The following is a 13867-nucleotide window of genomic DNA, read 5'->3' on the forward strand; positions in this document are numbered from 1 at the left end:
GGTCACTTACGGCCCATCCAGGCCCTCGGCATGGGCCGTAAGTGACCCCGCGTTGCAAAGGGAAGGGGCGGGAGCGGAACATCCGCGCGGCACCAACCGCACGAACGAACCAGCGCCCGCCCCTAAAACAGCTATTTGTCGTTATCCGACTTGGCTCCAAGAGTCGTCTTCTGTACCTGCATGAGGAACTCGACGTTGCTCCCGGTCTCCCGGATCTTGTTGGTCAAGAGTTCAAGGCTCTGCTGGGTCTCGAGTCCGGAGAGGACGCGGCGCAGCTTCCACATGATCTTGACTTCTTCGGCCGAAAGCAGGTTCTCTTCGCGACGGGTACCCGAAGCGTTGACGTCCACGGCCGGGAAGATGCGCTTGTCCGCCAGCTGGCGGGACAGGCGGAGCTCCATGTTGCCCGTGCCCTTGAACTCTTCGAAGATGACCTCGTCCATCTTGGAACCGGTCTCCACGAGCGCGGTTGCCAGGATGGTGAGCGAGCCACCGTTTTCGATGTTGCGCGCAGCACCGAAGAAGCGCTTCGGCGGGTAGAGCGCAGCGGAGTCGACACCACCGGACAGGATACGGCCGGAGGCCGGTGCTGCCAGGTTGTAGGCGCGGCCCAGGCGGGTCATGGAGTCCAGGAGGACCACCACGTCCATGCCCATTTCCACGAGGCGCTTGGCGCGTTCGATGGAAAGCTCGGCAACCGTGGTGTGGTCATCGGCAGGACGGTCGAAGGTGGAGGCAATGACCTCGCCCTTGACGGTGCGCTGCATGTCCGTGACTTCTTCGGGACGTTCGTCCACCAGCACCATCATGAGGTGGACCTCAGGGTTGTTGGTGGTGATCGCGTTGGCGATGGACTGCAGGATGAGCGTCTTGCCGGCCTTGGGCGGGGAGACAATCAGGCCGCGCTGGCCCTTGCCGATCGGGGCCACGAGATCGATGACACGCGGGCCGATCTTCTTGGGGTCCGTTTCGAGGCGCAGTCGCTCGGACGGGTACAGCGGAACCAGCTTGGCGAATTCGACGCGGTCCTTGAGCTCTTCGGGCGTCTTGCCATTGACCGACGTGACGCGGACGAGCGCGTTGAACTTCTGGCGCGCGGACTGCTGGCTGCGGTCCTCGCCGTCGCGCGGGGCGCGGATTGCGCCGACGACGGCGTCACCCTTGCGCAGGTTGTACTTCTTGACCTGGGCGAGGGACACGTACACGTCGTTGGCGCCGGGCAGGTACCCCGAGGTGCGGATGAACGCGTAGTTCTCCAGTACGTCCAGGATGCCGGCAACAGGCAGCAGGACGTCGTCCTCGGTGACCTCGACGTCGTCGACGTCGGGACCCTGGCCACGGCCACGGCGGCGTTCGTTGCGGTCGCGGAAGCGGTCGCTACGGGTGTTTCCATCGCGGTTGTCACGATTGTCCTGCGGACCCGGACGATCGTTGCGGTCGCGACGGTTGCGACGATTGCGGCGGTTGCCGGTGTCATCGCCGTCGTTCGTGTCTTCGCGACGCGTACGGGTGTTGTCGCGGCGTTCGCGCTGGCCGGGTTCGCCGGCTTCGACAGAGGCCTGCTCGCCCTGGCGCTGCTGTGCCTGGCGCTGTTCGGGCTGGCGCTGCTCTGTCTGGCGCTGTTCAGGCTGGCGCTGTTCTACGCGGGGCTGTTCGGCCTGGGGCTGCTCTGCGGCGCGGGTCTCGGCGGCTTCACCGGCCTCTACCGGAGCGGCCTCGCCACGACGACGGTTCCGCGTGCGCGGCTGGCGGCGTTCGCCGGCGGCCTCGCTTGCTTCTGCGACGGGAGCCTCGACGACGGCAGCGGGAGCCTCCGCGGTTTCCGTGGCGGCAGGAGCGGCAACAACGCCATCGCTGGTGGCGCGACGGCTTCGGCCACGGCCACGTGCACGGGTGCCGTCCTGCGCAGGAGCTTCAACAGGTGCTGCGGCAGGTGCGGCAGCGGTCTCAGCTTCCGGGGCTGCAGGCGCGGCCTTTGCTGCCACGGCCTTGGCCGCGGTGGGAGCCTTGCTGGTGGTTGCACCGGCACGGTGGGCCGAGATAGCCGAGACCAAGTCCCCCTTGCGCATCCGGGATCCGCCCGAAATGCCCAGCTGACTGGCGAGAGCCTGGAGCTGCGCGAGCTTGAGGCCTGCAAGGCCGCTGCTCTTAGCGGTTGCGGCCGTTGATTCAGCTGCAGAAGATGTTGTTTCCACAGCTGAAGCCAGCTCAGTGGTTTCTGTCACGAAGGATCCTTCCCCCTCGACGGCGTCCAGACCTAGAGCTGGACGCGATGATTTGTTCTGGACTGCAGTTCAGATCTGCAGCCGTGATTTCGGTCTTGCCGGTTTAGTTTCAGCAGGGCCGGATACTAATACGTCTTCGATGCTCCGGCGGGCGGGGCGCGGGCTGACCGCTCGGGTAACAGAAAGGGTTCTGTGGCACCTGCGACAGGCCGATAAGGAGACGACACCGGCAGACTTCGACACAGTAGGAGACGGGAACGGCAATAAGCCGGGATCCAATGTCAGGGAACTGCCCGCGGTTCTACCGCCGGTGCAAGTCCACTCTAGCACCTTCAACGTCCACTGCCAGTGTCATCACGCGCCACGCAACATCCGGAGTGTTGTCCGCGATGAACGAATTAATCAATTCGGCGATCGCCTCGGCTTCATCCGCGCCGTTGGCCAGTGCCAGAACTGTGGGTCCCGCTCCCGAGACCACGGCTGCATGGCCCGAAGACCGCAATGCCTTGATCAGCGCCGCACTGGGCCGCATTGCCTCTGCGCGGTAGCTCTGGTGCAGGTAGTCCTCGGTTCCGGGAAGCAGGAAACGGGGGTCGGCCGTCAATGCGTGGATGAGGAGCGCCGCGCGTCCTGAGTTCATGGCTGCTGCGTGGTGGCCGATGGAAGCAGGCAGCAAACCGCGGGCAGTCTCGGTGGACAATTCATAGTCAGGCACGGCGACGATCGGGATGACCGACGGGACCACTTCTGCGCGGGTGCTGCTGTACTGCTCGCTGTCCTGCCATGACAGGGCCAATCCGCCGAAAATCGCGGGTGCGACGTTGTCCGGGTGCCCTTCCATCTCGCTCGTGAGCTGCAGGATCCACTCTCGGTCACGCTGTGCGGATTCGGGCACCAAGGCGTTGGCCGCGGTCACGGCGGCAACCACGGCCGACGCCGAGGAGCCAAGTCCGCGGCCGTGCGGGTTGACGTTGTCCGCGGTGATCCTGAGGCCGCTGTGCCGGAAACCGAGGCGCTCCAAGGCCGTGTTGAGGGCACGCACGACGAGGTGGCTCGCATCCCGGGGAAGGGAATCGGCTCCCTCACCGGAGAGCTCGAACTCGAGCTCTCCGGTGGTGAGTGTTTCGACGGTCAGGGTGTCGTAGATCGACAATGCCAGGCCGAGGCTGTCATAGCCGGGGCCCAGGTTGGCGCTGGTGCCCGGGACCCTGACGGTCAGCTGCTGGCCTGCCGCGACAAGCGTGAGACCCGTCGCGGTGGGCTGCGTGGTTTCCACTCTTAGTTTTCTTCCAGTCCCAGTTCGGATGCCACGGTTACGACGTCGTTCGGCACCTTGACCGGTTGGACCTCACTGCCGTCTTCGGTACGGAGTGCCCACTGCGGGTCTTTGAGTCCGTGTCCGGTGACGGTGATGACGATCGTCTTGCCGGTGGGAACCTCGCCTGCGGCGTGCTTCTTGATGAGCCCGGCTACGCCTGCTGCGGAACCGGGTTCCACGAAGACGCCTTCCTTGGCGGAGAGCCAGCGGTGGGCATCGAGGATTTCCTCGTCGGTCACGGCGTCGATGAAGCCGCCGGATTCATCACGCGCCGCAATGGCCGTGTCCCAGGACGCCGGGTTGCCGATGCGGATGGCCGTGGCGATCGTGTCCGGTTCGGTGATGGGGTGGCCTGCCACGAACGGTGCCGCGCCTGCCGCTTGGAATCCCCACATGGCTGGCGTCTTGGTGGAGACGGCGGGAAGGGTGCCGGCGGTCGCGGACTCGAAGGGGGCGGAATACTCCTTGTAGCCCTTCCAGTACGCGCTGATGTTGCCCGCGTTGCCTACCGGCAGGACGTGGATGTCCGGAGCGTCTCCGAGGGCGTCGACGATTTCGAAGGCACCGGTCTTCTGGCCTTGGATACGCGCCGGGTTGACCGAGTTCACGAGGAACACCGGGTAGGACTCGCCGAGCTTGCGGGCGATGTCGAGGCAGTTGTCGAAGTTGCCGTCCACCTGCAGGAGGGTCGCGCCGTGCGCGATGGCCTGGCTGAGCTTGCCCATGGAGATCTTGCCTTCGGGGACCAGCACGGCGCACTTGAGCCCGGCGGCGGTGGCGTAAGCTGCGGCGGAGGCTGAGGTGTTGCCCGTGGAGGCGCAAACAACGGCCTTGGCGCCTGCTTCGACAGCAGCTGTCATGGCCATCGTCATGCCGCGGTCCTTGAAGGACCCGGTGGGGTTCATGCCCTCCACCTTGAGGTACACGGTGGATCCGGTGAGTTCGGAGAGCTTCTGCGCGTGGACGAGCGGAGTTCCGCCCTCGCCGAGGGTAATGACCTTCGTGGCTTCCGTTACAGGCAAACGATCAGCGTATTCGCGGATTACTCCGCGCCATTGGTGAGCCACTTAGACCCCTTCTACCCGCAGGACGGATGTCACAGAATTGATGACGTCCAGGCCCTTGACGGCCTCGACGGTTGCCGCGAGTGCGGCTTCGGATGCGCGGTGCGTGACGATCTTCAGCTCGGCCGACTCAACCTTCGAGGCGGCGTCGCGGTGGATCGTCTGGCGCATGATTTCGATCGACACGCCGTGCTCCGCAAAGATGTGGGTGATCCGGGCCAGGACGCCGGCCTGGTCGGCAACGTCGAGGCCGATGTAGTAGCTCGTGGTCGATGCATCGATCGACAGCGCAGGCACGTAGCCCGTGGTGGTCTCGGTACGGCCGGGACCGCCCAGTACCACCCGGCGGGCTGCCGAGACGAGGTCGCCCAGGACGGCAGACGCCGTCGGGGTTCCGCCGGCTCCCTGGCCGTAGAACATGAGCTCGCCGGCGTTCTCGGCCTCGATGAAGACTGCGTTGAACGCACCGCGAACGGCCGCCAGCGGGTGCTCGCGGGGCAGGAGGGTGGGGTGGACGCGGACTGAAATGCCGCCGTCGCCGTTTGCGTTGGTGATCTTCTCCGCGATGGCGAGCAGCTTGATGACGAAGCCTGCGTCCTTCGCGGCGGCAATATCCGCTGCGCTGACCTTTGTGATGCCTTCGCAGTACACGTCTTCGAGGGCGAAGCGCGTGTGGAAGGACAACGACGCGAGGATGGCGGCCTTCGCCGCGGCGTCATGGCCTTCGACGTCGGCAGTCGGGTCGGCTTCCGCGTATCCGAGCCGCTGGGCCTCGGCCAGCGCGTCGGCGAACTGCGCACCGGTGCTGTCCATTTGGTCGAGGATGAAGTTGGTGGTGCCGTTGACGATGCCCAGGACCCTGGTGATGCGGTCGCCGGAGAGGCTGTCGCGGATGGGACGCAGGATCGGAATGGCTCCGGCGACGGCGGCCTCGTAGGAGAGCTGGACGCCCGCCTTGTCGGCCTCTTCGTAGAGGGTCGGGCCGTCCTGTGCCAGGAGTGCCTTGTTGCCAGTGACGACGCAGGCGCCGTTCTGCATGGCGGTCAGGATGAGCGAACGGGCAGGCTCGATGCCGCCCATGAGCTCAATCACCAGATCGGCGTCCTTGACCAGGGTGTCGGCGTCGGTGGTGAACAGTTCGCGCGGCAGTTCGACGTCGCGCTCTGAATCAAGGTTCCGCACGGCGATGCCGGACAGCTGCAAGCGTGCGCCGGTGCGGGCCGCAAGGGCGTCGGCGTCGTCAAGGAGAATCCGCGCTACCTGGGCTCCCACGTTGCCACAGCCCAGCAGGGCCACCTTCAGGGTTCGCACTTCAGACATTCGCCACTCCCATGTCGCGGTTCAAGAGATCTTCTTCGGTTTCCCCGCGGACGATCAGCCGGGCGGATCCATTGCGCACAGCGACAACGCCAGGCCTGGCCAGATAGTTGTAGTTGCTTGAGAGGGCCCAGCAGTAAGCGCCGGTTCCCGGTACAGCGAGCAGATCACCGGCTGCCACGTCTTCGGGCAGATATACATCTCTAACAACTATGTCGCCGCTCTCGCAATGTTTGCCCACTACTCGGGACAGTTGCGCGGCAGCGTCCGAGGTCCGCGAGGCGAGAATGGCCGAATAATCCGCGTCGTACAGCACCGGACGGGCGTTGTCGCTCATGCCGCCGTCCACCGACACATAGCGGCGCGGGAACGTAACGTTTTGGTTGCCACCGGCATCTACAGGCGCGTCCACGCGGACGGTTTTCAGCGTCCCGACCTCGTACAAGGTGAAGGTGCTGGTGCCCACGATTGCGCGGCCCGGTTCGATCGAAATGCGCGGCGAGGCGATTCCCAGCTCAGCGCACTTGGAACGAACGACGGCGGCCATCGCCTGCGCGATTTCGGCCGGCGGGCGGGGTGTGTCCACGGGCGTGTAGGCGATCCCGTAGCCACCGCCGAGGTCCAGTTCCGGCAGGACGATGGAGTACTTCGCCTGCATTGCGGCGAGGAATCCCAACAGCTTCTCCGCTGCCAGGGCGAAACCGTCAGGCTCGAAGATCTGGGAACCGATGTGGCAGTGCAGGCCAAGGAGTTCCACATTGGAGTACGAAGTCGCCGCAGCGACCGCTTCTTCGGCGGCCGAGAGGCCGGCTGACTCCGTGGTATCCCCGGCCATGGAGAGACCGAATTTTTGGTCCTCGTGGGCCGTGGCGATGAATTCGTGGGTGTGGGCGTGCACGCCGGGAGTCAGCCGCAGCATGACCTTCGCCGTCTCGCCGCGGCCGGAGGCAATCTTGGCGACCCGCTCAAGCTCATCGAGGCTGTCCACCACGATGCGGCCGAGCTTCATGTCCAGTGCCCGGTTGATCTCGGCGTCGGACTTGTTGTTGCCGTGCAGCCCCAAATTGGCGCCGTCGATGCCGGCGCGGGCCGCGACGGCGAGTTCGCCGCCCGAGCACGTGTCCAGGCGCAGGCCTTCCTCGGCCACCCAACTGGCCGCGGCAGTACACAAGAAGGACTTTCCGGCGTAGTAGACGTCCACTCCCCCGCAAATGTCCTCAAAAGCTGCGTCAAAGGCGTCCTTGAAGGAGCGGGCGCGGGCACGGAAATCACCCTCGCTCATGACGAACAGCGGAGTGCCGAACTGCGCCTTGAGCTCGCTGACGGGAACGCCGTCAATGGCGAGCTCGCCGTCGTCGGTCCTCTGGACACCTTCGGCCCACATCGGCGCGTGAAGCGCGTTCACGTCCTCCGGCACGACGAGCCACTCGGGGGCAAGGGGCGAGGCGGCGGTGTTGTTTTGCACGCTGATCACATCCGTTCCGGAGCTGAAACGCCGAGGAGTTCGAGTCCGTTGGCAAGTACCTGGCTCGTGGCGTCGTTGAGCCACAGCCGTGTGCGGTTGACGTCCTGGACCGGCTCGTCGCCGAGCGGTGAGACGCGGCAAGCGTCGTACCAGCGGTGGTAGGCACCGGCGATGACCTCGAGGTGGCGGGCCACACGATGCGGTTCGCGGAGCTCGGCGGCCTTGGCAACGATGGACGGGTAGCTGCCGAGGTAGGACAGCAGCTCGTTCTCGGTGGCGTGGTCCAACAAGGACGCGTCGAAGGCGCTGTGGTCGACGCCAGCCTCGATCGCGTTGCGTGCCGTGCCGCGGGAGCGGGCATGCGCGTACTGCACGTAGAACACTGGGTTTTCGTTGCTGTTCTTCTTCAGCAGTTCCGGATCCAGCGTCAGCGGAGAATCGGCGGGGAAGCGGGCCAGCGAGTAACGCACGGCGTCCTTCCCGAGCCATTCGATCAAGTCCTTGAGCTCGATGATGTTGCCGGCACGCTTGGACAGCTTGGCGCCGTTGACCGAGACCAACTGTCCGATCAGGACCTCGATGTTGACCTCGGGGTCGTCGCCCGCACAGGCTGCGATGGCCTTGAGCCGGTTGATGTAGCCGTGGTGGTCGGCGCCGAGCAGGTAGATCTTCTCCGTGAAGCCGCGGTCCTTCTTCGACAGGTAGTACGCGGCGTCGGCGGCGAAATACGTGGGTTCGCCGTTGGCCCGGATCATCACGCGGTCCTTGTCATCGCCGAAGTCCGTGGTGCGCAGCCAGACCGCCCCGCCGTCGTCGAACACGTGGCCCTGCTCGCGGAGGCGGGCGACGGCGGACTCGATCGCACCGCCGTCGTGCAGTTCCTGCTCGGAGAAGAAGACATCGAAAGCCACGCCGAACTCGGCCAGGGTGTCCTTGATGTCCTTCATCTGGGCCTGGTAGGCCGCGGAACGGATCACCGGCAGTGCGGCCTCGTCGGTCAGCTCGCGGATTGCCGGATGGGCCTTGAGCACCTCGTCGCCGAGTTCCCGGATGTACTCACCGGGGTAGCCGCCCTCCGGAACGCCGCGTCCGTGCAGGCGGGACAGCACCGAGTTCGCGAAAACGTTCATCTGCGAGCCCGCGTCGTTGATGTAGTACTCCGCGGTGACGTCCGCACCGGAGGCACGGAGGACGCGGGCAATCGAATCTCCCAGGGCCGCCCAACGCGTGTGGCCGATGTGCAGCGGTCCCGTGGGGTTGGCCGAGACGAATTCCATGTTGACCACATGGCCTGCGAGCGCCTGGTTGGTTCCGTAGGAGCTTCCCGCCTCGACGATGGCCTTGGCCAGCGCACCGGCGGCCGCCGCGTCCACGGTGATGTTCAGGAAGCCCGGGCCCGCGATGTCCACGGCGGTGACGCCGTCGATCGCTTCCAGCCGCCTGCCCAGGATTGTGGCGAATTCACGCGGGTTGGTCCCGGCATGCTTGGCAAGCTGCAAGGCAATGTTCGTGGCCCAGTCGCCGTGCTCCCGGTTCTTGGGTCGCTCCACGCGCACGTCCTCAGGGAGGGCAGATTCGGAAAGCGCAAGCTCGCCGGCGGCGACAGCGTCTTTCAGGCAGGCGGATATGGCGGCTGAGAGTTCTTCGGGAGTCACCCGTCTAGCCTACCGGTGGGGCTTGCAAGTGGTGGAATTCTAATGCTTAGCAATGCGCACACGCGGGCACCAGCGCGCACCCAGCCGGCGCCCAGCTTCGGCCAGTAAAGCTCCCAGACTGAACCGATAGGCTGAAATCACCGTCAGTGGTGTGATCGGCCCACGGCCCGAAGGAACGCGCATTGACCACTTTTCGAGTCCAGTTGAAACGAGCAGAACCATGACTACGCCACTCCGCAAGGGCCTCCTGGTGGGCGCCGCCGGCCTCTCCCTGGCCAGTTCGGTGGCAGCTTGCGCCCCCTCGGCACAAGGCAGCACCCCGCAAAAGACCTCCACGATTTCCGGCCCCTACAAGGACGGTACCTACAGTGCGGACGGTGACTACATTTCACCCAACGGCGGTGAAACCGTGGGGGTCAAGCTGACATTGGCCGGTAGCACCATTTCCGCGGTGGACATCACAGTCCATGCCAACAACCCGAACACCAAGGAATTCCAGGGGCAGTTCAAGAACGGCATCGCGGCGCAGGTGGTCGGCAAGAAACTGGATGAGATCAACGTCTCAAAAGTCGCCGGCTCCTCCCTGACCAGCCAAGGATTCAACAAGGCCGTGGAAACCATCAAGTCCGAGGCCAAATAGGCGCATGGCGCACACGGGCTGGAGCGTTTTCAGCTTCGACGGGATCGGAACCACGTGGGAAATCTCGACGCCGGAGCAACTCCCCGAGGAGGTGCGCGCCGGCTTGCTCGGCGTCGTGGAGGACTACGACCGAAGCTACTCGCGCTTCCGGGACGACTCCCTGGTTGCGCCGCTCGCCCGTGAACCCGGCACCGTGACCCTCCCTGCCGGGGCAGGCGAGCTGGAACGGCTTTTCAAAAAGCTGTACCGCCTCAGCGACGGCACCATGACGCCGCTCATCGGCGGCAGCCTCGAGCACCTGGGCTACGGGGCGGACTATGCCTTGCGGCCCCTCGGCCATCCGGTGCCGGCACCGCGCTGGGAAGACGCCCTCGTATGGAACGGCACGGAGATTTCCGCTTCCGTCCCTGTGGTTTTGGACATCGGTGCTGCCGGGAAGGGCCAATTGGTGGACCTTCTGGCCTCGGTCCTGCGTGGAGCGGGAACCACGGAGTTCCTGGTCGATGCCAGCGGCGACATGCTTCATTCCGGGGCGGAGCCGTTGGGCGTGGGCCTCGAACACCCCTACGACCCCACCCAGGCGATCGGCGTCGTCGAACTCCATGACGGGGCGCTGTGCGCTTCAGCCGCCAACCGCCGCGCGTGGGGCGACGGGCTGCACCATGTCCTCGACGGCGCCACCGGGCGCCCGGTGGAGACGGTGGTGGCCACGTGGACCATGGCTACCACCGCAATGGAAGCCGATGCGCTGGCCACGGCGCTCTTCATGGTGGATCCGAAAGTACTTGAGCGAGAATTCGAGTTTTCCTGGCTCATGGTCTATTCGGACGGACACGCCGCCTATTCGGCCGGCTTCGAAGGGACACTGTTCTCATGATTGCCATCAAAGCCCGGGTGGATGCCTGGCTCGGCCATTTCACGATGTACCGGCTGATTCTTTGGGTCCTTGCCGTTCTCGCGGCGTACAGCATGGTGTTGAACGCCCTGGGCTGGTTGAGCTTCGGGCTGCCTGAAATGGTTGTCCATCTTGTGCTGTGCCTGGGCCTGACGTATGCATCCAACCGGCTCATGGCCATGCTCTTCAAGGTCCAGCCGCACTCGGAGTCCTCGCTCATCACGGGCCTCTTGTTGTACTTCCTGTTCTGGCCCACCGAGCTGATTCCTTCGGTCCAGGTCCTCGACCTCGCCGGGGTCGCCGTGGCATGCATCTTGGCCTCGGCATCCAAATACGTCTTGGCGTTCCGAGGCCGGCATATATTCAATCCCGCCGCGGCGGGCGCCTTCATCGCCGGGCTCACCGGTTTGAACATCGCCACGTGGTGGGCGGCAACCCCGGCCATGTTGTGGCTCCTGGTTCCCGGCGTGCTGTTGGTGCTGTACCGGACGCTGAAGGTGCTCATGGCCTGCACTTTCCTCGTCGTGGCGCTGTCGGTGGTGTGCGCCGTGCTCCTGCGCGGCGGCATGTCCTTCGGACCCGCTTTGTGGCAACCGATCGCGCAGCAGCCGCTTCTCTTTTTCGTCGGTTTCATGCTCACCGAGCCCCTCACCCTGCCTCCCCGCCGCTGGCAGCAAATGGTACTGGCCGCCGTCGTGGCCTTGTTGTTTGCTGTGCCGTACAACGTGGCGGGCGTGGCCAATTCGCCGGAACTCGCTCTGCTGATCGGAAACCTCCTCGCGTTCCTCGTGGGGCAGCGGGGCGGGATCATGCTGACGTTCAAGGGTTCGCGCCCCCTGACGCCGTTCACCACCGAGTTCCGCTTTGAGCCACGACGGCCCGTCCGTTTCCTCCCGGGGCAGTTCATGGAACTCAACCTTCCGCACTCGCGCTCGGACGGTAAAGGGCGGCGACGGGTCTTCAGCATCACCAGCTCGCCCGACTCGCTCGAGATGACATTCGGCGTCGGCACGGCGGGACCAGTCTCCGCCGCCAAGCGTGCGTTGCTCGCGCTTGAGCCTGGAGAGTGCGTCAGCGGAACCGCGGTGGGCGGCGACTTTGTCCTGCCGCCCGACGCCGGCAAACCCGTGCTGCTCATCGCGGCGGGAATAGGGATTGCGCCTTTCCTTTCCCAGCTGGCGTCCGGCAGCTCCGCGCGACGGGACATCGTCGTGCTGTATCTCGCCCCCAGCGCCGCAGAACTCGCCGGAAGCGATGTCCTGGAGGCCTCGGGCGCGCGGGTCATCGCCCGCCTTTCGGACGGTTCCCCGCCGCCGTCGTTCATGCACGACGCCGGGCGGAGCCGCATCGACGGCGACTCCCTGCGGGAGCTCATCCCCGATGTGGCCGAGCGGGACGTATACGTCTCCGGGTCCCCGGCAAACGTGGACACCCTTCGCTCCGCCGCCCGCCATGCCGGAGCTCGACGCATCCATGTGGACGCTTTCGCGGGCTACTGACGGCTCGCCCCCGCCCGTTTTCCATTGGGGCGCGGTGACCTGCTAAGCTCGTGGACGTCCCTCCGGCAACGGATGGGAGCCCCGGATGCCCTCGTAGCTCAGGGGATAGAGCGTCTGCCTCCGGAGCAGAAGGCCGTAGGTTCGAATCCTATCGAGGGCACAACAGAAAACCCCGCCAGTTCAAGGAACCGGCGGGGTTTTTCTTTGCCTCACCGTTTGCCGTGGAGCCTCGCCGCTTGCCAGTCGGGCAACAAAAAGTGGAAAACTGCGTCACGATTGGCCGCCTGCCAGCACAACGTTCTTGTGCAGACAACAAAAAGACCAGGGCAGACACCTCAACTGGAGCCCGCAGCAGCGTTCCCCGAGCTCGAGTCCATTGCCCCGGTTCTCGCCAAGAAGCTGTCGCGGCTCCCAGCAGAACATCTCGCAACCATCCTTTGCCCACAACCCGAGGACACCGATGCCTGAATGTGAAGCCGCCCGCCGCAACAAGCAAGCCCTCTACGAAATCGAACTGGCCTGGGGCAATGGCATCGTGGACCTCGGCAAGCTGCAACGGATCCTGAAGGGCCCCGAATATGAGGAGGAACTGTTGCCGGTGTGCTTGCAGGAGGCCTCCGAGTCGTCGTGATCCCGGACATGCCGCACCGGCCCGGCTAAAAAGTCAGTAGCCACTCCTAAGCTGTTCGTACCCGTCCAACAGGTACGAAAGGGTTCGCCGTGATCTGTTCCATCATTCCTCCCTACATGCTGCGAAGGCTGGCGGCACAGCACGAGCCCCGCCTGCGGGTGATCGCACGGGCGGCCAAGGAATCCCTGCTCCACATCAAGAACCTCCAGGCGGTCCGCGCGCTTCCCGTGCCGGCCCCCGTGCCGAAGGCACGGCAGGCGAAGCCCGGCCCGCCCAAGCGGACCATCTACGACGCTGGCTCCACCGAAGCCCTGCCCGGCAAGCTCGTCCGCAAGGAAAAAGGTCCGGCAACGGGCGACCCCGCCGCCGATGAAGCCTACGACGGACTGGGCGAAACCCACGCGCTGTATGCAGGTGCGTTCAGCCGTAATTCGATCGACGGCGCCGGGCTGAAACTTGATGCCACTGTCCACTACGGCGAGCTGTATGACAATGCTTTCTGGAACGGCAGCCAAATGGTCTTCGGCGACGGCGACGGCGAAATCTTCCAGAGGTTCACGAAGTCGCTCAGCGTCATAGGGCACGAGCTTGCCCACGGCGTCACCCAATACACGGCAGCCCTCGCCTACCGGAACCAGGCCGGAGCCCTCAACGAGTCCATGTCGGATGTTTTCGGGGCCCTGGTGGAGCAATACGCCAAAAAGCAATCGGCTGCGGAGGCCAGTTGGCTGATCGGCGAGGGCTTGTTCACCGACGCCGTCCAAGGCACCGCGCTCCGTTCCATGAGGGCACCCGGCACCGCGTATGACGACGACGTTCTGGGCAAGGATCCGCAGCCGGACTCCATGGACAAGTACGTCCGCACCACCGCGGACAACGGCGGTGTCCACATCAATTCAGGCATCCCCAACCGGGCGTTCTGCCTTCTTGCCCTGGAGCTGGGTGGCAATGCGTGGGAGGCGCCGGGCCAGATCTGGTACAACACGCTGACCAGCGGCTCATTGCCTGCCACGTGCACCTTCGGACGCTTCGCCAAGGCCACAGTGGCCTCGGCGGAGGAGCTCTTCGGCGCCGGCTCACACGAGCATGACGCAGTCCGTACGGCGTGGGAAACTGTGAAGGTAAAGCTCTAGCAGCACCCTCCGGAGCAGTGGAAGC

11 protein-coding genes and 1 tRNA gene are annotated in these 13867 nt (G+C 65.1%); 6 read left to right on the forward strand and 6 right to left on the reverse strand.

The genetic code is table 11. The annotated features are described in order from the left end of the window. Positions 1-131: 131 nt before the first annotated feature. From rho to argS, 6 genes are all read right to left on the reverse strand, one after another. Positions 132-2225, reverse strand: coding sequence for a transcription termination factor Rho (gene rho, locus AB4068_RS00530; RefSeq protein WP_441432433.1), 2094 nt, complete (start codon positions 2223-2225; stop codon positions 132-134). A gap of 301 nt (positions 2226-2526) precedes the next feature. Continuing rightward, positions 2527-3501 (reverse strand): homoserine kinase, encoded by a 975-nt coding sequence (thrB, locus tag AB4068_RS00535; protein ID WP_441432434.1) that lies wholly within the window; start codon positions 3499-3501, stop codon positions 2527-2529. Between the two features lie 2 nt (positions 3502-3503). Next, entirely contained in the window at positions 3504-4610 is a 1107-nt protein-coding gene (gene thrC / locus AB4068_RS00540) for a threonine synthase (RefSeq protein WP_059387608.1), read from the reverse strand. Then, on the reverse strand, positions 4611-5927 hold the full coding sequence (locus tag AB4068_RS00545) for a homoserine dehydrogenase (protein ID WP_284988417.1): 1317 nt from the start codon (positions 5925-5927) through the stop codon (positions 4611-4613). Next, positions 5920-7389, reverse strand: a complete 1470-nt coding sequence (gene lysA, locus AB4068_RS00550) for a diaminopimelate decarboxylase (RefSeq protein ID WP_441432435.1) — start codon at positions 7387-7389, stop codon at positions 5920-5922. The genes AB4068_RS00545 and lysA overlap by 8 nt, the downstream gene beginning before the upstream one ends. Before the next feature lie 5 nt (positions 7390-7394). Further along, the gene (argS, locus tag AB4068_RS00555) at positions 7395-9044 is read right to left on the reverse strand and encodes an arginine--tRNA ligase (protein ID WP_441432436.1); all 1650 of its coding nucleotides are present in this window, start codon (positions 9042-9044) and stop codon (positions 7395-7397) included. A gap of 220 nt (positions 9045-9264) precedes the next feature. On the opposite strand from argS, the gene AB4068_RS00560 reads away from it, so the two are divergent. From AB4068_RS00560 to AB4068_RS00585, 6 genes are all read left to right on the forward strand, one after another. Beyond that, a complete protein-coding gene (locus AB4068_RS00560; RefSeq protein ID WP_284988420.1) occupies positions 9265-9684 on the forward strand; it encodes an FMN-binding protein in 420 nt (139 codons plus the stop codon). A 4-nt stretch (positions 9685-9688) separates the two neighbouring features. Next, positions 9689-10561 carry an FAD:protein FMN transferase gene (locus tag AB4068_RS00565; protein ID WP_306960933.1) on the forward strand — a complete coding sequence of 291 codons (873 nt, stop codon included), beginning with the start codon at positions 9689-9691 and terminating at the stop codon, positions 10559-10561. Continuing rightward, on the forward strand, positions 10558-12078 hold the full coding sequence (locus AB4068_RS00570) for an FAD-dependent oxidoreductase (protein ID WP_306960935.1): 1521 nt from the start codon (positions 10558-10560) through the stop codon (positions 12076-12078). Before AB4068_RS00565 ends, AB4068_RS00570 begins: the two co-directional genes overlap by 4 nt. A gap of 87 nt (positions 12079-12165) precedes the next feature. Then, positions 12166-12238, forward strand: a tRNA-Arg gene (locus AB4068_RS00575). Between the two features lie 300 nt (positions 12239-12538). Beyond that, on the forward strand, positions 12539-12709 hold the full coding sequence (locus tag AB4068_RS00580; protein WP_172465479.1) for a hypothetical protein: 171 nt from the start codon (positions 12539-12541) through the stop codon (positions 12707-12709). 116 nt (positions 12710-12825) lie between these two features. Beyond that, positions 12826-13842 carry a M4 family metallopeptidase gene (locus tag AB4068_RS00585; RefSeq protein ID WP_441432437.1) on the forward strand — a complete coding sequence of 339 codons (1017 nt, stop codon included), beginning with the start codon at positions 12826-12828 and terminating at the stop codon, positions 13840-13842. Positions 13843-13867 lie beyond the last annotated feature (25 nt).

It is taken from the genome of Arthrobacter sp. 2RAF22 (assembly GCF_052115325.1).
Lineage (GTDB): Bacteria > Actinomycetota > Actinomycetes > Actinomycetales > Micrococcaceae > Arthrobacter.

Bases quoted from the DNA above. Each gene is read 5' to 3' on its own strand.
- AB4068_RS00585 (WP_441432437.1), top strand. From the start codon at position 12,826: ATGCTGCGAAGGCTGGCGGCACAGCACGAGCCCCGCCTGCGGGTGATC.
- AB4068_RS00580 (WP_172465479.1), top strand. From the start codon at position 12,539: ATGCCTGAATGTGAAGCCGCCCGCCGCAACAAGCAAGCCCTCTACGAA.
- AB4068_RS00565 (WP_306960933.1), top strand. From the start codon at position 9,689: ATGGCGCACACGGGCTGGAGCGTTTTCAGCTTCGACGGGATCGGAACC.
- AB4068_RS00560 (WP_284988420.1), top strand. From the start codon at position 9,265: ATGACTACGCCACTCCGCAAGGGCCTCCTGGTGGGCGCCGCCGGCCTC.
- AB4068_RS00570 (WP_306960935.1), top strand. From the start codon at position 10,558: ATGATTGCCATCAAAGCCCGGGTGGATGCCTGGCTCGGCCATTTCACG.
- AB4068_RS00545 (WP_284988417.1), bottom strand. From the start codon at position 5,927: ATGTCTGAAGTGCGAACCCTGAAGGTGGCCCTGCTGGGCTGTGGCAAC.